Origin of the sequence: Gordonia sputi NBRC 100414 (assembly GCF_000248055.1) — a bacterium.
Lineage (GTDB): Bacteria > Actinomycetota > Actinomycetes > Mycobacteriales > Mycobacteriaceae > Gordonia > Gordonia sputi.
Genome location: NZ_BAFC01000072.1, coordinates 1 through 26,461 on the forward strand (window position 1 = coordinate 1; position 26,461 = coordinate 26,461).

Genomic DNA, 26,461 nt, shown 5'->3' on the forward strand with positions numbered 1-26,461 from the left:
CAGCCCTGTTGATCGACCCGGTCCGATCGAACACCGCCACGATCCGTCCAGGATCAGCCGGCTTACCCGGCCCACGAGGCCGCCCCACCGGCCGACCGATCGCCCGGAGAATCGCGTAGCACCGATGCCGCGGCATACCCACCGAAACAGCGGCTTCCTTCACCGGCACCCCGGCATCCACCAGCCTCGCCAACTGGTCACCGAACCGAACACAGTCCTCCTGAAACGACATGATCGCCGCAACCTCTCACCTGAGAGTGTTGCGACGATCATGTGAACCCGCCGTACTGCCGGGGCCGAATCGCGTTGGTCTGAAAAGAGGGAAAGCGACCGATGCGGCCGCCAATCACAAAGGTATGTTCTTATGTCTCCCGCGTCGCGCGGGGGCGGACGCGAGAGCCTCGGCGATGATGCTGCGGGTTTTGGCGGGGTCGATGACCTCGTCAACGACGCCGATCGATTGCGCCCGGTCGAGTCCGCCTGCGATCTGTTCGTGCTCGACGGCGAGGCGCTCGTGGAGTGCGTCGCGTTCGTCGTCTGGCGCGGCGGCGAGTGCTTTCTTGTGGAGGATGCCGACGGCGGCTTTGGCGCCCATGACAGCGACTTCGGAGCCGGGCCAGGCGAATACGGCGGTCGCGCCGAGCGAGCGTGAGTTCATCGCAATGTAGGCGCCGCCGTAGATCTTGCGGGTCACCAGGGTCACGCGGGGCACGCTGCATTCGGCGAAGGCGTGCAACAGTTTTGCGCCGCGTCGAACAACGCCGTTCCACTCCTGGTCGACGCCGGGCAGGTAGCCGGGGACGTCGGTGATGACGATGAGTGGGATACCGAAGGCGTCGCAGAGGCGCACGAAGCGCGCGGCCTTCTCGGCGCTTTCGGAGTTCAGGCAGCCGCCCATGCGCAGCGGGTTGTTGGCGACGACGCCGACGCTGCGGCCGGAGAGTCGGCCGAAGCCGATGACGATGTTGGGAGCCCACTTCGCTTGTAGCTCTTCGAAACTCGACACTTCGGTCTCACCGTCGGCGGCGAGTTGTGTGTCGAGGAGTTTCGCGACGATGGGGTGGACGTCGTAGGCGCGTCGTGGAGATTCGGGTAGCAGGGCCTGCAGGTCGGAGTCGCCTGCTTCTGCCTGCTCTCGGTTGAAGTGGCCCTGTTTGCCGAACGTCGAGACGAGTCGTCGTGCGCGCCAGTACGCGTCGGGTTCGGAGTCGGCGGTGATGTGGCTGACGCCGGATTTCTTGCCGTGGGTGTGCGGGCCGCCGAGCGACTCCATGTCGACGGACTCGCCGGTCACGCTGCGGACGACGTCGGGGCCTGTCACGAAGACACGTCCGGCGGGGGCCATGATCACGACGTCGGTCAGTGCGGGCCCGTATGCCGCGCCACCTGCCGCGAAGCCGACGACCACGGAGATCTGCGGGATGTAGCCGGAGGCCCTCACCATCGCCTCGAACACTCCGCCGACGGCGTGCAGTGCTTCGACGCCTTCGGCGAGGCGAGCTCCGCCCGAGTGCCAGATCCCGACGACCGGGGCCTGTTCCGCGAGGGCGGTGTCGATGGCGTTGACGATGTGTGCGCATCCGACGATGCCCATTGCGCCGCCCATGACGGTGCCGTCGGTGCAGTAGGCGACGGTGCGCACGCCGTGGACGAGCCCGATCGCTGCCTGCACACCTGAAGAGTCACGCGGGTGGAGGAGCGTGAGGGCGCCCTCGTCGAAGAAGTTGGTCAGTCGCAGCATCGGATCGCGGGGATCGACCGCGTCCTCGTGGCCGGTGATGGGCGCCAGTGTGGTCATCGCTGTCTCCTACTGCTGCGTTGCGAGTTGGGGAGGTGTGGTGGCGCCGGCCGCGACGTCGACCATCCGGTGTATGGGTACTACACCGGAGACGTCGACGTCGCGGCCGGTAGCGTGACCGGTCGGGGTACTACTCAGTAGCGACCGATGGCCAATGCCACGTTGTGTCCACCGAATCCGAACGAGTTGTTCAGGGCGTAATCGATTTGCCCATACCGAGACTCGCCGTGCACGACGTCGATATCGCCGCACTCGGGGTCGAGGTTCTCCAGATTCAGTGTCGGCGGAATCACGCCCTCTTCGACGCTCTTGATGGTCAGCACCGACTCGAGCGCACCGACCGCTCCGATCGAGTGACCGAGAGCGGACTTGGGCGCGTAGATGGCGGCGTGATTGCCGATCGCCGCCGCGATACCCGCTGCCTCGGCGGTGTCGCCGATGGGGGTCGAGGTGGCGTGAGCGTTGATGTGGGTGATGTCGGAGGGCTGCAGGCCCGCCGTCTGGATAGCGCGGGTCATCGCCCGCGCGTTGCCCTGACCACTCGGATCAGGTGCGACCAGATGGAAGCCATCCGACGTGATACCCGCACCGAGGATGCGCGCGTGGATATGCGCACCTCGTGCTTTGGCGTGCTCTTCGCGTTCGATGATCAGCATGGCTGCGGCCTCACCGAAGACGAAGCCGTCGCGATCCTTGTCGAACGGGCGCGAAGCGCCTGCCGGGTCGTCGTTGCGGGTGCTCATCGCGCGCATCATCGAGAACGCCGCAATAGGGATCGCATCGATGTGTCCTTCGACGCCGCCGGCAACCACCATGTCGGCCTCGCCGAGCACGATGTGACGCCATGCATGCGCGATCGCCTCAGCACCCGACGAGCACGCCGAGACCGGGGTGATGACGCCCGCACGGGCGCCGATGTTGAGTCCGACGACCGCCGCGGGACCGTTCGGCATGGCCATCGAGACGGCCAGCGGCGACACCTTGCGGTAGTTGCCGGACTGTTCGATTGCCTTGACGGCGTCGACCATCGCGTCACCGCCACCCTGTCCGGTGCCGATCACAACGGCCAACCGATCGGGATCGACCTCGGGCTCGCCCGCCTGCGCCCAGAGGCGCTTGCTCATGACGTGGGCGACGCGCTCGACGTACGCCATGCGACGTGCCTCGATCCGGGTCACCTCTTCCGCTGGGTCCTTGACCATGCGGCCACCGACGCGGCAGGGGAGCTCACCGTACTTCGTGACGAAGTCGTCGGTCAGCTCACGAATGCCGGTTTCGCCTGCGAGAAGACCCTTCCAGGTCGAATCGAGGTCCTCACCCAGCGATGTCGAAGCAACCATCGACGTGACCACCACGCTGGGGAAGTTGCCCCCCAGCGTGGAGTAATCGCGGAGCGATGAGGTCACGAGCCGGCTTTCTGATCGGACGCGACCTGTGCCTGGATCGCGGCCGCAGCCTCGGGGTTCTCTGCTTCGAGCTTCTGGATGTACGAGACGGCGTCGCCGACGGTACGCAGGCCCGCGAGGTCCTCGTCGGGGATCTTCACGCCGTACTTGTCCTCGGTCTGCACGGCGATTTCCACCATCGACAGCGAGTCGATGTCGAGATCGTCGACGAACGACTTCTCCATGGTCACCTCGGACGGCTCGATGCCGGTGACCTCTTCGATGATCTCGGCGATGCCGGCGATGAGTTGTTCCTGGGTGGCAGCCACTGTGTGGTTCCCTTCGTTGTGCTTGTGAATGTGAACTCCGGAACATCGCTGGCGCGTGGCCACTGATGTTTGGACAACCGGTTCGTCCGGTTTCCGGGGGTCGCGGATGAGCGCGACCGCTATCCAAGCTTGTCGACCTTCTCGGTCACGTTTTCTCGGTCAGATCTTTTCGATGTCGGCGGGGACCTTGAGCGCCACCGAACCGACACCCTTGAGTTCGCGTTTGGCGATGCCGACCAGGGTTCCGGCCGGCGTCAGCTCGATGATGCTGTCGGTGCCCGCATCGCGCATGTAGGCCGAGCACAGATCCCAGCGGACCGGCGAGGTGACCTGCTCGACGAGCTTGCTCAGGGCCTCGGTTCCCGTTGTGACGGGCTGGCCGTCGGAGTTGGACAGCAGCGTGCGCGTGGGGTCGGAGGGGGTGATCGACGCGGCCGCCTGCGCGACGGCGTCGCGTGCCGGTTCCATGAAGCGCGTGTGAAAGGCGCCCGCGACAGCCAGTTTGCGAGTGCGTGCCTTCTCGGGCGGATTGGCGATGAGTTCGTCGATCGCTGCGACGTCACCGGCTGCGACGATCTGGCCGACGGCGTTGCGGTTCGCCGGGACCAGATCGAGCTCGTCGAGACGTGCGAGGACTTCCTGCTCGTCGCCTCCGAGGACGGCGGCCATCGTGGTCGGCTGCAGCGAGCATGCCTTGGCCATCTGGGCGCCGCGCACGGCGGCGAGCGTAACGGCCTCGTCGAAGGTGATCACACCGGTGATGGCTGCCGCGGTGAGCTCTCCGACGGAGTGGCCCGCGACGACAGCGTCGTCGGGTAGCTCGTGGTTCTTGGCGTACTCGTTGAACGCCAGAAGCGCACTCGCCACGACGAGCGGCTGGGTGACCGCGGTGTCGGTGATCTCGTCGGCAGTTGCGGTCGTCCCGAGCCGTTCGAGGTCGAGTCCCGCGAGTTTGGACCAGATGGCCAGCTGGTCACGCGCGCCGGGAAGCTCTAGCCAAGGAGCGAGCATGCCGGGTGTCTGTGAGCCCTGTCCGGGCGCTAGCAAGGAAAGCACGTGACCAGAGAACACCCTCTGGCGTGAATTTGTGGGTGTTGAGGTCGATGAACCTTCACGAGAGTTTTTGTGGAGTTCCCACAATGGTGACCTCAGTGGCTATCCCATCGTCACCACTCTGAGATTCGTTACACAAATGTGCCCAAAACGCGTCTGCCTGCGAAAACGGTACGGAGGTCTTGTTAACGATGTTTCTCATGTGGCTCGTGACGATGATTCGTTCTTGAAGTGTGTCAAACGTCCTACTGTGGCGGCGATGCGTAGGACATAGCCATCTCGGGAGTGTGTTGGATCACGTCCGGTCAATTCGGCGACCTTCTTGAGGCGATAGCGAACAGTATTTGGATGAATGAACAGTTCGCGTGCGCACGCCTCCACGGAGCCGCCGGTGTCGAGATAGGTCTCGAGGGTCGTCGCCAACGTGGGCCCACCCTTGGCGAGTGGCCGAACGAGGGTATCGATGAGTGCCGTGGTCGCCGACGGGTCTCCATTCAGCGCGCGCTCTGGGAGTAATTCGACGCTGTGTACCGGACGCGGGGCGTTCGGCCAGCCGTCGACGGCGGCCATCGCGGCCATTGCCTCGTTGGCGCTCGCGTGGGCGGCGGTCAGATTGGGCATTGTCGGTCCGATGACGACCGGGGCGTCGGCGAAGTGATCGAGGAGTGCGGCGCCGAAGGCGTCGCCCGTCACGATCGGTCCGCTGACGATGGCCACCAGCATCGACCCCTGCACGACCGACAGCGCGGCGCGATCGTGCTGTTTGGCCGTGTTGTGGATGGCGAGCGGCACCGACACGTTCTGTTCTGGAGGGGGCGCCCCGATGATCACGGTCGCAGGCGCATCCGAGTCCCAGTTGAGGGCCGCCGCGCGCGACATCAACTGAGGTCCGCTGTCTCCGCGGACCACGGCGTCGACGACGAGCGCTTCAAGGCGCGAATCCCAGGCTCCGCGCGATTCCGCCGCCGACGCGTAGATCGATGCCGCGGCGAACCCGATCTCACGGCCGTAGCGCAGCACCGATTCGGTCAGGGCACGTAGTTGTGTGTCGTTGCGCGCGAGCAACGGCAGCCACTTCTCGAAGAACTCCATGGCGACGCGAACCATCTCGACCGTCTGAAGCAGCGAGATGCGTCGTGCGAGGTCTTGGGGAACCACCTGGAACGCCTGAACGGTGAACTTGACGTTGCCCTCGGGGTCTTGAATCCACTCCACGAAGTTCACGACGGCGGTCTGGACGACCAACTGCACGCTCGCGCGCTGCGCGGCGTCGAGGTCGGAGAAGTACGGCAGCTGATCGGCCATCGAATGCACGGCCTCGGTCGCCAGTCGGCCGCTGTACTGCTTGACGCGGCGCAACAGGGTGTCGGGCAGTGCGTCGTGGACGGTTGCCGGTGCGGGCACATGAGCGCCCCGCGCGCCGAAGACATCGACGGGCGGGGGCGTCATGTTGGGCTCGGACACACCCTCAATGTAGTCGCGACCACGAGGTCGCCGGGCCTCGACGCTGAACCGTCGCTCGTCGCCGAGACCCTGCTGCGCTCAGGCGCTGCCGGTGTCGGCGTAGGACACCTTGGCTGCGTGGACGTCGGTGATCTGGTACTTCTCGGCGGCCTCTGCAGCGGTGGTGAACGGGATGTTGCCGTCGCGTGCCAAGCCGACAAGCGTCGCGACGACGATCGACTCGGCGTCGACGTTGAATACCCGGCGTGCAGCGGGGCGCGTGTCGGAGAACCCGAAACCGTCTGTGCCGAGCGTCAGATAGGTCCCCGGAACGTATGCGCGGATCTGTTCCTGGACGCCGCGCATGTAGTCGCTGACCGCGATCGACGGGCCGACGGTCTGCGCTAGTACCTCGGTCAGATAAGGCTCAGGGTGTGTGACGCCCGGTTCGCGCACGGCGGCGCGGTCAAACGCGATCCCGTCACGAGCAAGCTCGCCCCACGAGGTGACCGAGTAGACGTTCGCTCCGACGCCCCAGTCGTCGGCGAGTATCGCCGCGGCCTTCAACGCATCGGGCATCGTCACGCCGGAGACGAGGATGTTGGCGTAGAGCTGCTTGTCCGACGGCGCCTGCTGGAAGAGGTACATGCCCTTGAGGACACCCGCGACGTCGAGGTTCTCGGGTTCCGCCGGTTGTGTGATGGGCTCGTTGTAGACGGTCAGGTAGTAGTAGATGTTCTCCTGATCCTCGCCGTACATCCTCCTCAGGCCGTCGTCGACGATGTGCGCGAGCTCGTAAGCGAACGCGGGGTCGTAGGACACCACAGCGGGGTTGGTGGCCGCGAGAAGGGGCGAGTGCCCGTCCGCATGTTGCAGACCCTCTCCGGTGAGCGTCGTCCGGCCTGCGGTCGCACCGATGATGAAGCCCTTGGTCATCTGGTCGGCTGCCGCCCAGAAGCTGTCGCCGGTTCGCTGGAAACCGAACATCGAATAGAAGATGTAGAGCGGGATCATCGGCTCGTTGTGCGTCGCATACGACGTGCCGACGGCGGTGAAAGATGCTGCAGATCCGGCTTCGTTGATGCCCTCGTGCAGGATCTGGCCGTCCGGGCTCTCCTTGTAGGCGAGCATCAGGTCGGCGTCGACTGAGGTATAGAGCTGTCCGAACGGGTTGTAGATCTTCAGGGTGGGGAACCAGGAGTCCATCCCGAACGTGCGTGCCTCGTCGGGAATGATCGGCACGATGCGCTTGCCGATTTCCTTGTCGCGCAGAAGGTCTTTGAAGACCCGCACCAGTGCCATGGTGGTGGCGACCTGCTGTTTGCCCGAGCCCTTTGCCATCGTCTGCAGCATCCGGCCGGTATCGGCCTTGAGGACCTTCGGAGCGGTGTGCCGATTGGGCATGAATCCGCCGAGCGCGTTGCGCCGCTCGATCATGTACTCGATCTCGGGCGCATCGGGCCCCGGCGTGTAGTACGGGGGCAGGTAGGGATCGGCTTCGAGGGTTTCGTCGCTGATCGGGATCTCGGTGTGGTCGCGGAACGCCTTGAGATCGTCGAGGGTCAGCTTCTTCATCTGGTGGGTGGCGTTACGGCCCTCGAAGTGCGGACCGAGCGTGTAGCCCTTGATGGTGTGCGCGAGGATGACGGTCGGTTGCCCCTTGTGCGCCATCGCTGCCGCGTACGCGGCGTACACCTTGCGGTAGTCGTGTCCGCCGCGGTGGAGATTCCAGATCTGATCGTCGGACCAGTCTTTGACTAGTTCTTTGGTGCGTGGATCACGGTTGAAGAAGTGCTCTCGGATGTAGGCGCCGTCGTTGGCGCGGAATGTCTGGAAGTCGCCGTCTGCGGTCGCGTTCATCAGGTTGACCAGCGCGCCGTCTTTGTCGTTGTGGAAGAGTTCGTCCCACTCGCGGCCCCAGACGACCTTGATGACGTTCCAGCCCGCGCCGCGGAAGAACGACTCGAGTTCCTGGATGATCTTGCCGTTGCCGCGCACAGGACCGTCGAGGCGCTGCAGATTGCAGTTGACCACGAAGGTGAGGTTGTCGAGCGCATTGGTCGCGGCCAACTGGAGAAGTCCGCGTGACTCCGGCTCGTCCATCTCGCCGTCGCCGAGAAACGCCCACACGTGTTGGTCGGAAGTGTCCTTGATGCCGCGGTGGTGCAGATACTGGTTGAAGCGGGCCTGGTAGATCGCATTCATCGGGCCCAAACCCATCGAGACGGTCGGGAACTGCCAGAAGTCGGGCATGAGCCGGGGGTGTGGATACGACGGCAACCCGCCGCCGAGCCCGGCATGACTGTGCTCCTGACGGAAACCGTCCAGGCGATCGGCGCTGATCCTGCCGACCAGAAAGGCGCGCGCATAGATACCCGGTGAGGCATGCCCCTGGATGAAGACCTGGTCGCCGCCACCGGGATGGTCGAGTCCGCGGAAGAAGTGGTTGTACCCCACCTCGTAGAGCGAGGCAGACGACGCGTACGTCGAGATGTGGCCGCCGACGCCGACGCCTGGCCGCTGCGCACGATGCACCATGATGGCGGCGTTCCAGCGGATGTAGTTGCGGAACCGCCGCTCGATCTCCTCGTCGCCGGGGAAGTACGGCTCGTTCTCGGTGGCGATGGTGTTGACGTAGTCGGTTGAGGTGAGGGCCGGAATCGAGACCCGATTCTCACCTGCGCGTTCGAGTAGTCGGAGCATCAGGTAGCGCGCACGTGCAGGACCCTGTTCGGCGACGAGTGTGTCGAATGACTCCAGCCATTCGCTCGTCTCCTCGGGATCGTTGTCGGAAAGGTACGAGGCGACTCCTTCGCGGATGACGCGTACCCCGGTGGTCTGCTGGCTGCCGACCTGATTCGACGCGGCAGCGTTGTTCGACGCGTCTGCGGTCCCGCTCCCAACGTCGGTGGTTCCGGTGTTGGTGCTGGCTGCCTGTTCGGTCACGGTGATGCCCACTCCCTCGTTTGGCCTGGGCACGGTGGTGCCCGGCATGACGACAATTCGGCGACGGGTCGCGTTGGTGTGCGGACTCCGTCGTCCATCCATATCGTGCCCCATGTCACGTCGCTTGGCACCGGTCTGGACGGTCTTGCCCGGGATCGTCGACGCCTCCTGCGGTAGCGTTTCGGTGTTTGGTGCCAGATATGGGCGACGGCCGTCGGGGAAACAGCCGTGGGGGAGACATGACAAGAGGACTGCTGTGCCGCGCAACGGGCACGCGTCTGATGCTGCTCGCTGCGGCACTGACGACGTTCGCGGTGCAGGGCTGTTCGGCGGTCGGGGGCAGCGCGGGTCCCGCGCCGGGAGAGGCCGCGGCCTATCGATCTGATGTGTCGACGTCCCGCCAGGCCCAGTCGCTGAGGGCCGGGGCGGAACTCTGCGAGGCGTCGACGAAGTCGATGGTCGTGATGCTGCGCGGGTACAACGCGTTCGTCGCGCGGCTCAACGAGGTGCAGTCCTACGACAAGGTCGGCGACCTCGGAGACAAAGCCCGAGCCGCGATGATCGCGGGCACCGATATGGTCAAGCCCAAACAGACAGCCGAGGTTCCCGGTGACCTCGGGACCGTCGTCGCATCATTCGTGACCAGCAGCAGCGCGCTGGGCGATGTGATCGGCCGCCGGCAGACCGCCCAGTTGAACTCTGCGTCGACCCGCTGGACGGGTGACAGGCGAACGGTGCTCGACACCTGCCGTGCCTACCTCCCGACACCTCCTGCGACATCGGCGACCGCGGCGCCGCAGTCGAACCCCGGCTCGTCGGCACCGGCCACATCGTCGCCGCGGCCGACGGGCTGACGGCTTCCCTGGTCTGGGTCATGTCCTCCGTTCGGGTGGTGTCGGAGTTCGTGTCGCCAGTTGGCGCGCGGAGTGTCCTCGTGTTGCACTGAGGTCCACTACGCTGTCTCGTAAGCTGAGAAGCGATGAAATCTGAAAACGTACCGGTAGGAGGTCGACACGCGGTGGTAGCCGCCACAGGGAGCAATGGCTCCGAGGGCAGCGGGGGCAGTAGCTCCGAGGGCAGCAACGCCCAGAAACTCGGGTTCGCGCCCGGAATGATGGTGCAGGAACTCGGTTGGGACGAGGACACCGACGACAACCTGCGCGCCGACATCGAGGACGCGATCGATGCCGAGATGCTCGACGAGGACGCGATCGACGTGGTCGACGTCGTATGGCTGTGGTGGCGCGATGACGACGGTGATCTCGTCGATCGGCTCATGGACGCCATCACACCGCTCGCCGACGACGGATACGTTTGGGTCGTGTCACCCAAGACCGGCAACCCCGGGTATGTCGATCCCAGTGAGATCGCCGAGGCCGCTCCGACGGCCGGGCTCACGCAGACCAACGTCGTGAGTTTGGGTGAATGGTCGGGTTCACGCCTGGTGCAGCCGAAGGCGCGGTCCGGAAAGCGAGCATGAGCGACGACTCGACCTCCGAGGTCGATTCGGTTGCTCGCGCCACCGATGTGGCGACGACCGATGTTGTTCCAACCCAGCCGCAAGCCGTGTTGTCAGTCGGCGACGTCGCACCCGACTTCGAGCTGCGTGATCAGAACAATCAGCGGGTGAGCCTCTCGCGGTTGCTCGAAGAGCGTCAGGTGCTCATCGTGTTCTTTCCGCTCGCCTTCACCGGAACGTGTCAGGGAGAGCTTGGTTTCATTCGCGACCACTATCATCGGTTCATCAACGATGAGGTTGCGGCAGTTGCTGTTTCGGTCGGACCGCCGCCCACACACAAGGTGTGGTCATCGGCGCAGGGTTTCCTCTTCCCGATTCTCTCCGACTTCTGGCCGCACGGTGAGGTCGCACGCAGCTACGGGGTGTTCGACGAGAGTCGTGGCTTTGCCCAGCGCGGGACATTTCTCGTCGGGCGTGACGGCCGGATCGTCTTTCGCGACGTCGTGGGGCCCGGTGAGGCGCGGACCGAAACCCATTGGGAGATCGCGCTCGCCGCGGCAGCCACGCAGTGAGCGGCGCCGAGTGACTTTGCGGAGGCGCATTATCCGCCGGAGCGTGGAACCACAGAACGCAAAACGACGATAGATCGCGGCCGGACGTGACATGTGGAGTCGACGATCGACGACGGCGCGTCGGGTGCGAACGTGTCGACCACGACGTCCCACTTCTGTTGTGCGAGAACAGGTGCCAGCACAAAGTCGACGCCCCGCCACCACGAGTTCAGTAGGACGACGAAATCGTTGGTCGCCAAAAGTGTTCGGGTCCCGGCCGATTGCGGTGGCCTGAGCGACCATGCGACGCTGCGCGCGGCCTCGTCCTGCCAGTCGTCGTCGGACATGGGTGTGCCGTCCGGGGTGAACCAGTCGGGCGCGTCGGAGAGTTCGACCGCCGCCCGGCACAGGGCGCTGTGACGCAGGCGCAGTGAGATGAGGTCGCGGGTGAAGGCGACGAGCGCCTCGTCGCCCGAGGTCCAGTCGAACCAACTGGTCTCATCGTCCTGGCAGTAGGCATTGTTGTTGCCGCGTTGCGTTCGGCCTCGCTCGTCGCCGCCGAGCAGCATCGGCGTTCCCGCAGAGAGCAGTAGCGTCGTGAGCATGGCGCGCATCTGACGTCGTCGTAGCGCGACGATGGCCTCGTCGTCGGTTGGCCCTTCGGTTCCGCAGTTCCACGACCGATTGTCGTCGGTGCCGTCCGAATTGTGGGAACCGTTGTCCGCGTTGTGTTTGCGTTCGTAGGACACGAGATCGTGCAGTGTGAAACCGTCGTGGGACGTCACATAGTTGATCGACGCCGCGCGGCGTCGGATGACCGTTGCAGGATTGTGACGACGGCCCCCGAAGATGTCGGCCGAGCCGGTCAGGCGTCGTGCCATCGGTGCGAGCAGGCCCTCGTGGCTGCGCCAGAAATCGCGGACGCTGTCGCGGTAGCGGTCGTTCCACTCGCCCCATTCCGGACCGAATGCGCCGAGTTGATGACTGTCGTTTCGACCGACGTCCCAGGGTTCGGCGATCAGCCGCACCCGCGACAGCACGTCGTCCTGGCCGAGTACCCGAAGGAACGCTGCAGTGGGGTCGAAAGGTCCACCACCCCAATCGTTTCGGGCCCAATCGTTTCGGGCACTGTCGGTGCCTTGACGCGCAAGGGTGGGCGCGAGGTCGAAGCGAAATCCGTCGACGCCCAGCGACGCCCAGTAGCGTAGGGAGTCGGTGACCATGCGCAGCGTCGTCGGGTGCGCCACCGCAACGGAATTGCCGCATCCGGTGGTGTCGACGTACGAGCCGTCGTCCGGGTCGAGCACGTAATACGCGCGATTGTCGAGGCCGCGATGGCACAGTGTGGGGCCGGAGTCGTCGCCTTCTGCGGTGTGATTATAGACGACATCGAGGATCACCTCGATCCCGGCGCCGTGCAGAGCGTCGACCATGTGGCGGAACTCGGCGATGGATTCGTCACCCCGGCCGGCGCGGTCGGCGGCGCTGTAGGCGTTGTGCGGGGCGAAGAAGCCGATGGTGTTGTAACCCCAGTAATTCGTGAGGTGCCGTTGGGCGAGTTCGCGTTCGGACACGCTGCGATGCATCGGAAGTAGCTCTACGGCGTTCACTCCGAGCGATGTCAGGTAGTCGAGCACGGCCGGGTGTGCGAGTCCGGCGAATGTGCCTCGGAGTTCGGCTGGAATGTCGGGGTGGGACTGCGTGAACCCGCGGACGTGCACCTCGTAGATCACCAGCTCCGATGCCGGTCGGCGCGGGCCCGGTGCAGTGGCGGTCGTTGCCTGTGGCGGTTGCTCGACGACGACGCTGCGCGGCACGAACGGTGCCGAGTCGAGCGCACTGGGACGTGAGGGATCGTCGACGTCGTGGTCGAGGAGCGCGTCGCAGTACTCCACGTCCCCGACGATGCGTCGGGCGTAGGGATCGAGGAGGAGTCTGGCAGGGTTGTAGCGCCGACCGCGCTCGGGTGCGAAGGGGCCGTCGACCCTGAATCCGTATCGGGTTCCGGCACGCACGCCGTCGACGACGCCGTGCCACACGTCGATCTCGCGCCCTGGGAGCAGGAGTCTGGTCTCGGCGCCGGCGTCGTCGAAGAGACAGAGCCACACCGCATCTCCGCCCGAACTGACGGCGAAGTTGGTTCCGCGGTCGGTGACGGTCGCTCCGAGGATCGACGGATCGCCGGGGGAGATGGTCCCGGTCATCAACGTCCCTTCTCGTCGAGTGAGCGCGGCGAGACGACCGCGGCCGGCGGTCACGCGACACTGACGGTGACGATACGTGAGCAGGGCGGGCGCGGGGCGGTGTGCCACGGTGCGGCCGACAGGGCGTCTGCCTCTGGTAGACCGGAGAGATGAGTGCTCCCCTCATCGAACTGAATTCAGGCATCGAGATCCCACAGCTCGGACTGGGGGTGTGGCAGTCGACTCCGGAGGAGGCGCAGCGCGCCGTCCGATTCGCGATCGACGAGGCCCGCTATCGACACATCGACACGGCCGCGGCCTACGGCAACGAGTCGGGCGTCGGCGAGGGCATTGCCTCCGCGTCGGTGCTGCGCACAGAGGTGTTCGTCACGACGAAGCTCTGGAACTCCGATCACGGGTACGACCGCGCTCTCGCGGCGATCGACACCAGTCTGCGCGCGCTCGGAACCGACTACGTCGACCTGTACCTGATCCACTGGCCGCTGCAGGATCGTGACCGACTGCTGCGCACCTGGGACGCAATGGAGAAGATCCTTGCCGACGGTAAGGCGCACTCGATCGGCGTCTGCAACTTCGAGCCGCATCACCTGCAATGGCTCATCGATCGCGGGGGAGTGCTGCCCGCCGTCGACCAGGTGGAACTGCATCCGCACCTCCAGCAACGCGAACTGCGCGAGTTCGCGGCGGAGCACGGAATCGCGATCGAGTCGTGGAGCCCGCTCGGCGGAACGTCGGGGTCGGGGTGGGGTCCCAACTCCAAGCCCAACACCGTCTTGTCCGACCCGACGATCGGCGACATCGCGATCAAATTAGGACGGTCACCCGCCCAGGTGGTCCTCGCCTGGCACATCAAGCTCGGACTGATCGTGATCCCGAAGTCGGTGCACGAAGATCGCATCAAGCAGAACATCGACGTGTTCGATTTCGAACTCGACGACGAGGACATGGCTCGGATCGCCGCTCTCGACGACGGTCAGCGGGTGGGGATACACCCGGACGAGATGAACCTCGGCGCGCCTGACTGAGCCCGCAGGCTCAACGTGCTGCGCAGCCGTCGTGCCTAGCTCATTCGCACGCGACGCCGTCTCCGTCGCGGTCTAGTTTCGCGGAGTAGCCCGGCTGCCCGCGGTGCAGGGGCGCTACGCCGGCAGCGCGCGCCTGAGCGCAGTTGGCGTAGGTGGTGTTCGACGGTGCGACCTGCGGCGGGGCGGCGGCCTCTGGCGGAGCGCTCTGCGGGGCCGGGGCTGGCTTGGGTGAATCAGCTTCGGGTGCAGAGCAATTCGACAGGATGCGGATCATGGCCTGCTTCTCCGCCGCCGTCACCCACAGGTGGTAGATGGCTTTGACCGCGATCTGCCGCTCGACGTAGGTGCATCGATACGACTTGTTGGGCGGCAACCACGTCGCGGCATCGCCGGCACCCTTGGCCTGGTTCGTGCGGCCATCGGTGGCCTGCAGATTGCGCGGATCGTTGGCGAGGTTGCGGCGCTGCTCGGCCGAAAGCTGTTGCGCGCCCTTCTGCCACGCGTCCGACAGCGCGACGACATGGTCGATCTGGACCTTCGACGACGTCGCCGAGCCGCGCGTGAAGGCGATCGACGTTCGCGTGTACGGATCGTCGAGCGTTCCCGACAGCACCACACATCCGTTGGTTCCGGGTTTGAGGGTCACGCCGGACAGGTCACGTCGGAGGATGTCGTTGCGAGTGTCGCACCCGTTGTGGCCGTCGGCGACCGAGACGTCGTCGGACCATGCCTGCCCGAACTGTGATCGCTCGTAACCGGTCTTCGGTGCGCGGCCCTTTACTGCGAGCGACTCGAGCGTCGTGCGCGCGCTTGACTCAGCGACCTGAGATGGCGTGACCGGCGCGGGCGCGGCGTGTGCCGTCGCGGCGGGGACCAGCGCGCCTGCGGCGAGCACGGTCACCGCGATGGGCCAGACGATGTCGGCGCGTCGAGAGGCGCGAACGTTCCGCGCGTCGTCGTGTTGCGTGCCGTCGTGTTGCGTGCCGTCGATCGGCCGGTCGTTGATCAGCATGGCGGAAACGTATCAGCCCGTACCGACAGCGAGCCTGAGCGAGTGGGCGCGGAGGTGAGATGCCCTGATCACGCTGCTGGGATGCTGATGGGTGCGCCCGCGTGAATCTCTTTCAAACACAGTGGGTGCACACCGGCCGGAGGCCGGCAAGGATGTGACGGTGCGCGCAAAGGGATTCGAACCCCTGACCGCTGGTGTGTAAGACCAGAGCTCTACCGCTGAGCTATACGCGCTCGACGCGTCGTCGGGCCCAAGCCTCGCGCGTCAACACACGAATCTAGCCGGTCGGCAGGTCGGAACCCAAACTGCGAGCCCCAGGCAGCCAAGCGGCACCCTAAATGTGTGTCGTATCGAAGGATGTGGATGCTGCAGCACACACATCCTTCGATCGGACACTCATCTACGACGCGGGTCCGCGGCGGAGGGCCGGAAAAGTTCTGGGGTCAGCAGCAGCAAACCGGGGTCACCCGAAAATCGGCGGCAGGGCGAACAGCACGATCGTCGACCAGACGACGTGTGTGCAGATCGGTGCCGCCACGCCGCCGGTGCAGCGACGCAGGATCGCGCACACCGCGCCGAGGAGTATCGCGGCGAACCCGAGCATCACGTTTCCGCTGGCCAGGGTCGCGATCGTGTAGACGACGGTGGACACGACGACCGGGTGATGCGGCCGCACCGCCGAGTACACCGCGCCGCGGAAGAACAATTCCTCTGCGGCGCCATTGATCAGGGTGATCGCGGTGACGATCGCGATGCTGCCGTAGTCGGCGAAGGCGAGCACGTTGCTGACCAGTTCGCTGAGCGGTCCGATCAGCTTCGTGAGGAACGCTCCGATGACGAACACCGCGCCCATCGCGACGCCCGCGACCACTCCGAGCGCAACGGCGCCCGACGTCGAGCCATCGCCGTCGAGGGAGAACCTTCCGGCAGAGAGCCTGCTGGTGGCTATCGCCCCGATGATCCAGGTGGCCGCGAGGCCGAGTGTCAGCGGGTAGAACGCGGTGTCGCCGGGTGTCACCGAGAGAGAGACCCCCAGGAAGACGGCGCCGATGAGCAGGAATCCGACCACGGCGAGCCGACGGCGCGTCGAATAGATGGGTTGGTCTGTGTTGCGGTCGACGGCGACAGCGTCGAGGAGCCGGGTCACCGACCGGGGCAGGGAGGCGGTCGACATCAGGGCAGGAACTGCCCGAGAACACGCCGGGCGACGAGCGTCACGCCCGCTACGGTTCCGATCACGCCGAACACCGCGCCGAGCGCTGCGCGGCGGGCTCGCAGTAGGTCGCCGCCCGCCCAGTCGGGGTCGGTGTCGGCGAGGTGGTGCAGATCGTCGAGCTCGGAAACCGGACGGGGATAAGGCGACTCGACCGACGCGCGAATGGCGTCTCGCATGGTGGTGAGACCTCCGGTCGGTGGGGACACGAACTCGGTGATGCGGTGCTCGGATGCGCGCATCGGATACTGCAGCGACGTGACCAGTTCTTCGGTCAATGCTGCTGGGGCTGGCGTGATGATGCCCCCGACCTTACCCGCGAGCCGGGTGCTGATCGACGGAACGCGCACGCGTAGTCGAGGCATGCGGACCGCGCGGAGATACTCGTCGAGGATCGATCGGTAGACGCCGGTGTCCGGGCCGGCGATGTCGTAGGAGCCCGCCGGTAGTGACGGGTCGGCGGCCGCGACGAGGTAGTGGATGACGTCGCGGATGGAGATCGGGTCCATCGGATTGTCGATCCAGCCGGGCTCGGGGATCACCGGGAAGCGGTCGGCGAGGTAGCGCAGGATCTCGAACGACGTCGAACCCGCCCCGAGGATCACCGCTGCACGCAACCAGACGAGTTCGGCGCCGCCGTCGATAGCGAGTCCCTCACCGACGTCCGCGCGGCTCTGTAGGTGCGCCGACATCTCGTCGCCGTCGGGCACGAAACCGCCGAGGTAGATGATGCGGGGGATGCCTCGACTGCGCGCCGCCTGTGCGACGGCCCGTGCGGCGGCGCGGTCGCCGTCGGCGAAGTCGGCCTGCCCGATGCCGTGTACGAGGTAGTACAGGGCGTCGACCGGGTGGTCGTCGGGGCTGGCCGCGTCGATGGCGGCACGTACTGAATCGGCGTCGTCGACGTCCATCTCGACCGCGGTCACGTCGTCGGACCATCCGTACCGCGACAACCGCTTTGGCGATCGTGACGCGACGACCACCTCGTGGTCGGACGTGAGAAGGGCGTCGACGAGTCGTGAGCCGACGTATCCGGTTGCACCGGTGACCAGGAGCCGCATTGTCGCCACACTAGCCAGCACACCGCGGCGTGGCCCACTCGTGATTACGGCATCACGGACGCATCACGGCGACATCGCGCGGGGGTCAGGCGCGGCGGTAGCGTTCGGCGAGCTGCACATGGCGTTCCGCGACGGCCCGGCACTCGTCGCGCAGTGCCGCGGGTTCGAGAACCGAGAAGTCGGAGTCGAAGGCGTGTAACCAGCGTGCGATCGAGGTGAGCGAGGTGCTGTAGATCGTGAGCTCGCAGCTCGAACCATCGCCGAATTCGATTGTGCCCCAAGCATCGTCGACCATCTTCTCGACAACGGCCAGTGGTGCGTGAATGCGAACCCGCGCGGTGGCGGACCGATACGCAGCGCCGAGGCTGCGCGCCAGATATGCGGCGGCACCACCTTCGGGGAGTTCACGAGGGACGAAACGTGCCCCGTTGGGTGTCTTGACCGTCATGCGGTCGACGCGAAACGAACGCCAGTCGTCGCGGTCGGGGTCCCAGGACACCAGATACCACCGAGATCCCTTGCGCACCAGTCTGTACGGCTCGACCTCGCGTCGACTCTCGGTTCCGTCGTGGCGTCGATAGTCGAATCGCAGACGTTCCGTGCGGTGGCAGGCGGTCGCGATGTCGGACAGCACCTCTGCAGCGACTTCGGTGTCGCGCGGTCCCTGCGGAAGGGAATCGAGCGTGAGGGCGTCGAGTCGATGTCGCAACCGTGAGGGCATCACCTGTCGCAACTTGGCCAGTGCACCCGAAGACGCCTCGGTCATATCGCTGACGGCGGCGCTGCTGATCGCGTTGAGTCCCAGCGCGACGGCGAGGACCTCCTGGTCGTCGAGCAACAGAGGGGGCATCTCCGCGCCCGCGCCCAACCGGTACCCGCCTCCGACACCGACTGTCGAGTCGACGGGATATCCGAGGTCGCGCAGCTTGTCGACGTCGCGGCGGACCGTCCGCTTGGTGATGTTCAGTCGCGTGGCGAGATCGTCGCCCGACCACTCCTGGCGCATCTGGAGCAGGGACAGGAGCTGGAGTAGTCGCGCAGACGAATCGAGCATGAGGTCATTGTCGCGCGCATTGCGGACAATTGTGGTCCGCAATGCGCTGATCGTGTCACTTTGTGTGGCGGGTGAAGAACTGCCAGATCAACGACGTTGCCGAGATCGAATTGCTCATCTGCCCGGCCTGTGACGGGCTTCCGGTGGAGCCCGGCCACACGTGCGCGCCGCCATTGACGCGGTAGTGGGTGATCTCGTGACCCGACGCTGCGCAGAACGGCCAGTCGATACGGGTGACGTAGCGATTGACGGGAAACTCGAGTGGCTGGGTGAGGCAACCGTCGCGTGCGGCCCACCCCGACAGCCAATCCATCACGGGGACATAGGCTCCGCCGTGTCGCACGCCGCCGGTGTAGTGGATCGTTCGGTCGGCGGTGCCGTGGAAATCGATGATGGATGCGGGCGGGGCGCCGGGGCAGTTGGGACGACCGGCGTCGTAGAATGCACCGCTGACCACCGCGTAGGCGGCGAACTCGGAGGGCAGCCTGCACGCGAGCATCGCGACGAGTCCGCCACCGTTCGATCGGCCGGCCGCGTACGTCCGGCTCGAGTCGATGCATGCCGCCGCCCGCAGCTCACGCAGGATCGTTCGGGTGAACGCGATGTCGTCGGCACGGGGCGAGGAGTACGGCGCTCCCTCCCAAGAGACGAGTCCGTCGGTGCCGCGCAGGCCCTCGGGATAGACGACGATTGCCGGGAGCTGCGCGAGACCGGTGAACCGTGCAAAGGTCGCCGCGGGTTCGGCATGCCCGTGGAACGCCAGAATCAACGGGTACGTCGACTGCCCGCTGTAACCGGCGGGCACGTTGACGCTGTAGGTGCGCTCGACGCCGTCGACGGTCGTCGTATGCTTCGACGTCCCCGGTGCGAGACGGTTCGGCCCGGCACATCCGGAGAGGTCGGCCACCCGATGAAGCGGTTCGACGGCGTTCGCCGCCGGGACGGCCCCGGCAACCGAGACAACAGTGACGGCGGTGAGAACACCGAGGACAAGTGAGAGTGCAGTGCGCCAGGCACGGCGTCGGGCGGATCGCGGCACTCGCCAAGGATAGAGGGTCGGCACACGCGGGGCTGTGATCCGGGCGGAGGATTCACGTGCTGTCGATGTTGTCGACGGCTGGCCGTCTCTTCAGGTCCCGCGGAGCATTCTGGTGCAGTCGTGCCGATTCGGCCGCGACCGGAGCGTCTTGTTTGCGATGCTGAGCGCCATGATGGTGCGTCGCAGAGCCGCAGGTAGCGGAGCCCATGAGGTTCTTGGTAGGAAAGGCGCAGGCGTGCCGCTGATGTTGCTGGTCGTCGCGCTAGTCGCGACGGTGTGTGCACTTCCCGCCCAGGCGGGAGCGCAGCCGCCGGGTGCGCAGCCGCCGGGGGCGCAGCCTCTGCCGGCCGCCGACCCCGGAACCCTGCCTCCGGGATTCCTCTGGGGTGTGTCGTCGTCGGGTTTCCAGTCCGAGGGGTCGTCGCCGGACAGTAACTGGACCAGATATGTCGCCGCGGGTAAGACCGACGACAAGGTGGGGTCCGCCGTCGACTCTCGTCATCGCTATCGCTCGGATATCGCCCTCGCGAAGTCCCTTGGTGTCACGGTCTATCGCGTCGGTGTCGAGTGGGCGCGCATCGAGCCGAAGCCGGGAGTGATCGACCGTCGCGAGCTCGCGTACTACGACGACATGATCGCGGCAATCGTGAGCGCGGGAATGCGGCCGATGATCACCCTCGATCACTGGGTCTATCCGGGATGGGTTGCAGCGCGCGGCGGTTGGGCGAATGCCTCGACGCCGCAGGCGTGGCTACGTAACGCGCGCTTTGTCGTCGACAGGTACGCCCATGACAATCCGCTGTGGATCACCATCAACGAGCCGACGATCTATATCGTCAACGAGCTGCGCATGGGTGGACTCCCCGCGGCTGCGAGTGCAACGATGCGCGACCGCCTCGTCGACGTGCACACGTCGATCTACCGATACATCCACCAGCGTCAGCCCGCCGCCATGGTGTCGTCGAACATCGCTTACGTCCCGACTGTTGAGCCGATCGTCGACACCGCATTTGCCGATCGGGTGCGCGATTCTCTCGACTTCATCGGTCTCGACTATTACTACTCGGCGTCGGTCACCGACCTGAGCGCGGTCAACGCCGCCACGGGAAAAAATTGGAACGCAACGGTATCGGCCGACGGGATCTACTACTCGCTGCGTGATCTCGCGCGGCGCTTCCCGGGTAAACCCCTCTACGTCGTGGAGACCGGCATGCCGACCGAGAATGGCAAGCCGCGCCCCGACGGTTATCGTCGCGGTGATCATCTGCGTGACCTCGTCTACTGGGTCGGGCGGGCGCGTGCAGACCGCATTCCGGTCATCGGATTCAACTATTGGAGCCTCACCGACAACTACGAATGGGGTTCGTACACACCACGATTCGGGCTGTACACCGTCGACGTCAAAACAGATCCGACGCTGCGCAGACAACCGACGGACGCGGTGCCGGCCTATCGCGACATCACCGCGCGCAACGGAGTGGGGTCGGCGTATCGCCCGACCCGGCCGGCCCAGTGGTGTTCGCTGGCCGCCGCTCCCGCGAGTTGTGGCCAACCGGTGCGCTGACGCCCATCGCGTCTGCGTGAGCCGACCGCCGCTGAACTCGACGCCATCGGTCAGCGCATGATGGTGCGCGACGAACCCGCTGCCGCCCTTCGTTCGAGCGATGCGCGCGCCTCGGGGTTCGGCCGAGCGGGTCAGCATGCAACAGTTCCGCGACGCGCTCGAGGAAGTTCCTGCCCCGGCTCCGGCTGCTCAGTATGCTGCAATCCCTCGAGAACCGTTAGTGTCGGCCGATGCGCTGACAGCCATGTAGGCGCGCAGCGCCGACAGCCCCCAGAAGGATGAGAACATGCCGCTCACCGTCGTCGACAAGGATTCGATCACCGCAGCTCTGACCACCGAGTGGGCTGCGCTGCAGTCACTCGCGGCGCAACTCACCGACGAGCAGTGGTCGGCACCGTCGGTGCTCCCTGGCTGGACCAACGCCGACATCGTCGCCCACATCATCGGCACGGAGAGCATGCTCGACGGTCGGGATGTGGAGGCCGCAGCCGACATCACCTCGCGAACGCATGTGAAGAATCCGATCGGCGAGCTCAACGAGCGATGGGCCGACTACTTCCGTGACGAGTCTCGGGAGGAGGTGCTCGCTGCGCTCGACGAGATCATCGAGGTGCGCACCGCGGCACTCATGGCGATGACGCAGGACGAGTTCGACGCGCAGACGGCCACCCCGGCCGGCCCCGACACCTACGGACGATTCATGCGCATCCGCGTCTTCGACTGCTGGATTCACGAGGTCGACCTGCGCGACGCCCTTGCCTACGGCTCGCCGTCGGATCCCGTTACGGCGGGCGTCGCACTCGACGAGATCTCGTCGTCGTTGCCCTTCGTCGTGGGCAAGCGCGCGTCGGCGCCCGACGGCAGCAGGGTTCGGTTCGACATCACCGGTGTCGCACCTCGTGAGGTCAGGGTCGCGGTGGACGGTCGCGCGGGGCTCGTCGAGTCATTCGACGGTGGTGATGACGCCGCGGACGTCACCCTGCGCGTCGACGGAGTCGACCTGGCGCGTCTGGCCGGAGGTCGGCGTAATGCCGATCCGAGCGCGGTGATCGTCACCGGTGACGAGGCGCTGGCGAAGGCCGTGCTCGACCGGATCGACTATGTGATCTGAAGCCTCGAACGGACTTTCTACCAGGCTTCGAGATATCGCATCAATCGATGCTAGGTGTCCAAGAACATGTCATTCGAACGGTCGATTCCGAGGGTATCGGCGGATTAAAAATATGCCTATCGCACACCTTGTTCGGGATCGCGAAGGTATTTCCCACGCCCGAACGCGCGCGCTTCGCTTCCTGCAATCGTGCGTGCGGGGAGCGGGTCGCTCAGCAGGGTGCGCACCAGTGCCGACGACGGACCGAGGTCGCCGTCGCTGCCCACGACGACGACGTTGCCGGTTCGCCGTCCCTTGAGCATCGCGGGATCGGCGATCAGCATGACATTGGCGAACACCTCCGCGACGGCGGCGGCGTCGGCGCGCACCAGATCGAGAGTTCGCGCATCGCCGCAGTTCGCGAGATAGAGCCCACCGGGAGTCAACACTTTTTTGACCGCCTGTACGAATTCGACGGTCGTCAGATGCGACGGTGTGCGCGCGTCGACAAAGGCATCGCGGATCACCACATCCCGCGAACCCTCCGTCAGCGACTCGGTCACCGCCCGCGCATCGCCCACGCGAATACGTAAGCGCGGCGCACGCGGCAGGTCGAACCATTCGCGCACCAATCGGGCCAACTCCGCGTCGATCTCGACAGCAACCTGCCTGGCCTGCGGGTAGCGGTCGGCCAGAGTGCGCGGAAGCGCGCAGGCTGCCCCGCCGAGGTGGAGAACCCGCAGCGGCGTCGAGGTATCGGGATACCGATCGTCGATGACCGCGGCCATCTGGCGGAGATATTCGAAATCGAGAGCTGACGGATCGTCGGGGTGGATGTGCGAGCTGTGGGTCCCGTTGATCAGCAGCAGCCAGCCACCCGAGATGGGATCGGCAACCACCTCGGCGGTGCCGGTGTCGATGGGGTGGCTACCCGGGACGGGTGCGGGACGGGGTTTGGCCATGAGGTGACGATACGATCACGCGGTGCGTCGAGCCCCATCCAGTTCCAGTCCGCGCGCGGTGGGTCGAGCACTCGACGTCCCGGTCGGGCTGTGCGTCGGCTACCTCCTCGACCGCGCTGTGGGCGACCCACGCCGGTGGCATCCCGTCGCGGGTCTCGGGCGCGCGATCGGTCGACTCGAGCGGGCCGTGTACGCCGACTCGCGCGCGGTGGGCGTAGGTTTCGCCGCGACGTCGGTGTGCGCGTCGATCGCCCTCGGGGTCGGTGTCGACAGAGCCGCCCGGCGCGCCGATTCCTCACCTGTGCGGATTGCGGCCGTCGCGGTGGCGACGTGGGCCGTGCTCGGTGGCACCACTCTCAACAGGGTCGGCCGCGAGGTCGCGGATGATCTCTCCGTCGACGACATCGACGCCGCACGCGCACTGGTACCGAGCCTGTGCGGTCGCGACCCCGAGAGCCTCGACGCTGCCGGAATCGTGCGTGCCGCAGTCGAATCGATCGCCGAGAACACCTCAGACGCTGCCGTGGCTCCACTGTTCTGGGGTGGCGTCGCCGGTGTGCCCGGGCTGGTCGCGTATCGAACCGTCAACACTCTCGATTCGATGGTCGGCTACCGCAACGACAGGTACGGACGATTCGGTTGGGCTTCGGCGCGTCTCGACGACCTTGCAAACCTCGTACCGGCACGGCTCGCCGGGGTGCTGGTCGTCGTGCTCGGAGAAGACCGCGCAGGCGCCCTCCGTGCATGGCGACGCGACGCCGCAGCGCATCCGAGTCCGAACGCGGGCGTCGTCGAATCGTCGTTCGCCGGGGCGCTCGGGCTTCGTCTCGGGGGTCGGACGGTGTACCCACACGGCGTCGAAGAACGTCCTGCGCTCGGAGACGGTCGGTTGCCGGAGGTTGCGGATCTGTATTCGACGACGCGTCTGTCGCGGCGGGTCCAGATCGGAGCTCTGGCGTCGAGTGCGTTGATCGCGTACGCGATAGGTGCACTACGACGGCGTCGGTGATCAGCCGCCGTAGCGCTGGGTGAGCTTGTCGCGGACGTCGTCGGGTGCGTGTTCGGTGTCCGGGCCGAAACCGATCCGCGTCGTGTCGGAGTGGTCGGCGTCGTCGACGACGGTGTCGCCACGCAGTTCCGCGCGCAATCGTTTGCGGCGCGCGGCGCGGTCGGAGGTGACACTCGCCGACGCCGCGGTCGGGGCGGCGGGAGTCTGCGCATCCGTGGTTGCCGCAGCGGAATCCGTCGAGGTGGTGGTCGCGGTGTTCGCCGTGCCACGTGCCCGACGACGCTGCTTGATCTCGGCGTAGATGAAGTATCCGGCTCCGAGCGGAGCCATGATCCCGAATGCGAGCCACTGCAACCCGTAGGAGAGGTAGGGGCCGGACTCGAGTTGGGGTAGCGGGATCTCGCCGAGCGATCCCGGCTGGTTCGGCGAGATCTGGATATAGAACGGGTCCATGCCGGTGGAGGTCGCGCGCGACAGTTCGGTGGGATCGATCGTGTACATCGACAGGGCGCCGTCGACGACCGCCGCGCCTCGACCGGGCGTCGTGCCCTCGCCAGCCCTGATCCGACCGTCGATGGTCACCTCACCCGCAGGCGGCGCAGGTATGACCGGTGTCTGTCCCTGGTCGGGTCGTATGTAGCCGCGATCGACCACGAGCACCCTGTCCGAACCCGCAACCCGGAAGGGCGTCAAGACCTCGATGGCCGGACGTTCCTCGACCGAACGCAGTCGGACCAGGGCCTGCTTGTCGGTCAGGAAGGTGCCGGTGATGTGCACCTCGCGCCACTCGGTGTCGGGTCGGAATCCGTTACCGGCCGGTGCGACCGACGCAAGCGGAACGGGCGCGATCGACACGGCCTGCTCGATGAGGTGGTTGCGCTCGCTCGTTCTGCTGTTCTTGCCCAGTTGCCACGGGGCGAGGATGGAGAAACACAGCGCGGCGAATGCCACGACCACCACAGCCAGGGCAATCCACCCAGGTCGCAGGAAGGTTCGGAGCACGCGCATGCCTCAACGGTACCGAGGTGCCCGCACACATCGGCGGTGTGGGGCAATGTACGACGCTGCGGCGGCTACGTATTGCCCAGGCGGTCGTTGACCCAGGCCAACATGCCCGGAACGGCCGCCTCGATCTGCTGACGGGTGAGCGCGAAATCGCCCTGTGTCCCGTAGTAGGGATCGGCGACGTCGAGGTCGTCGCCTGCGTCGGGATCGAAACTGCGCAGCAGCCGCACACGATCGCCGAGCCGTTTGCGTTCGAGATCCTTGGCGTGGCCGGAATCCATCGCGACGAGCAGGTCGGCGTCGAAGTCGTCGGGAGCCAGGTGGGCTGCGGTGTGGGCGTCGGAGTAGCCGTGGGCGAGTAGCTCGGTGCGTGCGCGATTGTCGGCGGGTTCGCCGACATGCCAGCTACTGGTACCCCGACTGGTCACGCGGACCCGGTCGGAGAGACCGGCGTCGTCGATGGCAGATCGGAAAATGTTCTGCGCCATGGGCGACCGGCAGATATTGCCCGTGCACACGAAACAGACGTGTAGTTGATCAGACACCTAAGACCTCACGCAGATCGACAACAGAATCGACGCGCCACGAGGCAGCGTCCCCTTCCCCGGCCCGAGCGTAGCCCCACGAGACGAAGACTGTCGGGATTCCGAAGCTCTCGGCACCCTCGACATCGTGCGACCGATCGCCGATCATCACGACGGGATGGTCGGGAAGTCCGGTGTCCGGGTCGGGTGTAATGCCCGATTGTCTCAGTGCCCACGCAATCACGTCGGTCTTGCTGCGCCGCGAGCCGTCGTCGCTGGCACCGCAGATCGCCGCGAAGCGGTCGGCGAGGGAGAAATGCTCGAGGATGGCTCGCGCCGTGTTCTCGTTTTTCGACGTCGCGATCGTCATCGTCCGGCCCTGGGTCGCGAGATCGTCGACGAGCTCGCGTATCTCCGGGAAGACCGAATTCTCGAGCCATCCGACGTCGGTGTAGCGCTTGCGGTAGGCGCGCATCGCGTCGTCGGCGGTCTCCTGGTCGAGTCCGAGGCCGATGAGCGTGTCGATCATCGGTGGTCCCGCGACGCCCGCGACGACGTCGTCGGGTGGTTCGGGTGCCCCGACCTCGGCGAGTGCGTGGCGAAAGCTGTTGACGATGCCGGAGAAGCTGTCGGTGATCGTGCCGTCGAGGTCGAACAACAGTACGGTCCGCGGATCATGCGGATCTGCCGGAGAGGTCACGGCTCCATCGTGACATGTACCGCAGCGGGTGTCCG

23 protein-coding genes, 1 tRNA gene and 1 pseudogene are annotated in these 26,461 nt (G+C 65.9%); 7 read left to right on the plus strand and 18 right to left on the minus strand.

Annotated features, from left to right (window positions below):
- The 7 genes and pseudogenes from GOSPT_RS24130 to aceE form a co-directional block, all read right to left on the minus strand.
- Positions 1-232, minus strand: a pseudogene (locus tag GOSPT_RS24130) (L,D-transpeptidase); the annotation flags it as partial.
- A 114-nt stretch (positions 233-346) separates the two neighbouring features.
- Positions 347-1,798 (minus strand): acyl-CoA carboxylase subunit beta, encoded by a 1,452-nt coding sequence (locus GOSPT_RS11820; protein WP_005206422.1) that lies wholly within the window; start codon positions 1,796-1,798, stop codon positions 347-349.
- Between the two features lie 134 nt (positions 1,799-1,932).
- A complete protein-coding gene (locus GOSPT_RS11825) occupies positions 1,933-3,204 on the minus strand; it encodes a KasA/KasB family beta-ketoacyl-ACP synthase (protein WP_005206423.1) in 1,272 nt (423 codons plus the stop codon).
- Entirely contained in the window at positions 3,201-3,512 is a 312-nt protein-coding gene (acpM, locus tag GOSPT_RS11830; protein WP_005206424.1) for a meromycolate extension acyl carrier protein AcpM, read from the minus strand. Before acpM ends, GOSPT_RS11825 begins: the two co-directional genes overlap by 4 nt.
- Before the next feature lie 159 nt (positions 3,513-3,671).
- Complete coding sequence (locus GOSPT_RS11835) at positions 3,672-4,568, minus strand: ACP S-malonyltransferase (RefSeq protein ID WP_005206425.1); 897 nt, start codon at positions 4,566-4,568, stop codon at positions 3,672-3,674.
- Between the two features lie 195 nt (positions 4,569-4,763).
- Positions 4,764-6,014, minus strand: coding sequence for a PucR family transcriptional regulator (locus tag GOSPT_RS11840; protein ID WP_174273058.1), 1,251 nt, complete (start codon positions 6,012-6,014; stop codon positions 4,764-4,766).
- 93 nt (positions 6,015-6,107) lie between these two features.
- Positions 6,108-9,002, minus strand: coding sequence for a pyruvate dehydrogenase (acetyl-transferring), homodimeric type (aceE, locus tag GOSPT_RS11845; RefSeq protein ID WP_051993867.1), 2,895 nt, complete (start codon positions 9,000-9,002; stop codon positions 6,108-6,110).
- Positions 9,003-9,193: 191 nt separating this feature from the next.
- Here aceE and GOSPT_RS11850 point away from each other — a divergent pair, with 191 nt between their 5' ends.
- The 3 genes from GOSPT_RS11850 to GOSPT_RS11860 all read left to right on the plus strand — a co-directional run bounded on the left by GOSPT_RS11850 (position 9,194) and on the right by GOSPT_RS11860 (position 10,985).
- The gene (locus tag GOSPT_RS11850) at positions 9,194-9,808 is read left to right on the plus strand and encodes an Rv2240c family protein (protein ID WP_231894794.1); all 615 of its coding nucleotides are present in this window, start codon (positions 9,194-9,196) and stop codon (positions 9,806-9,808) included.
- 164 nt (positions 9,809-9,972) lie between these two features.
- On the plus strand, positions 9,973-10,434 hold the full coding sequence (locus GOSPT_RS11855; protein WP_005206429.1) for a DUF3052 domain-containing protein: 462 nt from the start codon (positions 9,973-9,975) through the stop codon (positions 10,432-10,434).
- Positions 10,431-10,985, plus strand: coding sequence for a peroxiredoxin (locus tag GOSPT_RS11860; RefSeq protein WP_005206430.1), 555 nt, complete (start codon positions 10,431-10,433; stop codon positions 10,983-10,985). Before GOSPT_RS11855 ends, GOSPT_RS11860 begins: the two co-directional genes overlap by 4 nt.
- Before the next feature lie 29 nt (positions 10,986-11,014).
- Here GOSPT_RS11860 and glgX read toward each other — a convergent pair whose 3' ends face one another.
- Positions 11,015-13,168 carry a glycogen debranching protein GlgX gene (glgX, locus tag GOSPT_RS11865; RefSeq protein ID WP_005206431.1) on the minus strand — a complete coding sequence of 718 codons (2,154 nt, stop codon included), beginning with the start codon at positions 13,166-13,168 and terminating at the stop codon, positions 11,015-11,017.
- Between the two features lie 149 nt (positions 13,169-13,317).
- Between glgX and GOSPT_RS11870 the strand changes: the two genes are divergently transcribed.
- The gene (locus tag GOSPT_RS11870) at positions 13,318-14,193 is read left to right on the plus strand and encodes an aldo/keto reductase (protein WP_005206432.1); all 876 of its coding nucleotides are present in this window, start codon (positions 13,318-13,320) and stop codon (positions 14,191-14,193) included.
- A gap of 40 nt (positions 14,194-14,233) precedes the next feature.
- Here GOSPT_RS11870 and GOSPT_RS11875 read toward each other — a convergent pair whose 3' ends face one another.
- The 6 genes from GOSPT_RS11875 to GOSPT_RS11900 all read right to left on the minus strand — a co-directional run bounded on the left by GOSPT_RS11875 (position 14,234) and on the right by GOSPT_RS11900 (position 19,572).
- Positions 14,234-15,205: a GmrSD restriction endonuclease domain-containing protein gene (locus GOSPT_RS11875; protein WP_005206433.1), complete on the minus strand. Its 972-nt coding sequence runs from the start codon at positions 15,203-15,205 to the stop codon at positions 14,234-14,236.
- Positions 15,206-15,366: 161 nt separating this feature from the next.
- Positions 15,367-15,438: transfer RNA gene (locus GOSPT_RS11880), tRNA-Val, on the minus strand.
- A 230-nt stretch (positions 15,439-15,668) separates the two neighbouring features.
- Positions 15,669-16,379, minus strand: a complete 711-nt coding sequence (locus GOSPT_RS11885) for a CPBP family intramembrane glutamic endopeptidase (RefSeq protein WP_005206434.1) — start codon at positions 16,377-16,379, stop codon at positions 15,669-15,671.
- On the minus strand, positions 16,379-17,479 hold the full coding sequence (locus GOSPT_RS11890; protein WP_005206435.1) for an NAD(P)H-binding protein: 1,101 nt from the start codon (positions 17,477-17,479) through the stop codon (positions 16,379-16,381). Before GOSPT_RS11890 ends, GOSPT_RS11885 begins: the two co-directional genes overlap by 1 nt.
- 85 nt (positions 17,480-17,564) lie before the next feature.
- A complete protein-coding gene (locus GOSPT_RS11895; RefSeq protein ID WP_039855806.1) occupies positions 17,565-18,533 on the minus strand; it encodes a helix-turn-helix transcriptional regulator in 969 nt (322 codons plus the stop codon).
- A 55-nt stretch (positions 18,534-18,588) separates the two neighbouring features.
- Entirely contained in the window at positions 18,589-19,572 is a 984-nt protein-coding gene (locus tag GOSPT_RS11900; RefSeq protein ID WP_141630875.1) for a CE1 family esterase, read from the minus strand.
- A gap of 244 nt (positions 19,573-19,816) precedes the next feature.
- On the opposite strand from GOSPT_RS11900, the gene GOSPT_RS11905 reads away from it, so the two are divergent.
- A complete protein-coding gene (locus GOSPT_RS11905) occupies positions 19,817-21,136 on the plus strand; it encodes a family 1 glycosylhydrolase (RefSeq protein WP_039855823.1) in 1,320 nt (439 codons plus the stop codon).
- 286 nt (positions 21,137-21,422) lie between these two features.
- Positions 21,423-22,247: a maleylpyruvate isomerase family mycothiol-dependent enzyme gene (locus GOSPT_RS11910; protein ID WP_005206439.1), complete on the plus strand. Its 825-nt coding sequence runs from the start codon at positions 21,423-21,425 to the stop codon at positions 22,245-22,247.
- Positions 22,248-22,363: 116 nt separating this feature from the next.
- On the opposite strand, the gene GOSPT_RS11915 is transcribed toward GOSPT_RS11910, so the two are convergent.
- Positions 22,364-23,188, minus strand: coding sequence for a spermidine synthase (locus tag GOSPT_RS11915; protein ID WP_005206440.1), 825 nt, complete (start codon positions 23,186-23,188; stop codon positions 22,364-22,366).
- Positions 23,189-23,210: 22 nt separating this feature from the next.
- On the opposite strand from GOSPT_RS11915, the gene GOSPT_RS11920 reads away from it, so the two are divergent.
- Positions 23,211-24,197, plus strand: coding sequence for a cobalamin biosynthesis protein (locus GOSPT_RS11920; protein ID WP_039855808.1), 987 nt, complete (start codon positions 23,211-23,213; stop codon positions 24,195-24,197).
- Here GOSPT_RS11920 and GOSPT_RS11925 read toward each other — a convergent pair whose 3' ends face one another.
- The 3 genes from GOSPT_RS11925 to GOSPT_RS11935 form a co-directional block, all read right to left on the minus strand.
- A complete protein-coding gene (locus GOSPT_RS11925; protein ID WP_005206442.1) occupies positions 24,198-25,205 on the minus strand; it encodes an SURF1 family cytochrome oxidase biogenesis protein in 1,008 nt (335 codons plus the stop codon). It abuts the gene before it with no gap.
- Between the two features lie 65 nt (positions 25,206-25,270).
- Entirely contained in the window at positions 25,271-25,747 is a 477-nt protein-coding gene (locus tag GOSPT_RS11930) for a low molecular weight protein-tyrosine-phosphatase (protein WP_005206443.1), read from the minus strand.
- Positions 25,740-26,426 (minus strand): HAD hydrolase-like protein, encoded by a 687-nt coding sequence (locus GOSPT_RS11935; RefSeq protein WP_005206444.1) that lies wholly within the window; start codon positions 26,424-26,426, stop codon positions 25,740-25,742. Before GOSPT_RS11935 ends, GOSPT_RS11930 begins: the two co-directional genes overlap by 8 nt.
- Positions 26,427-26,461 lie beyond the last annotated feature (35 nt).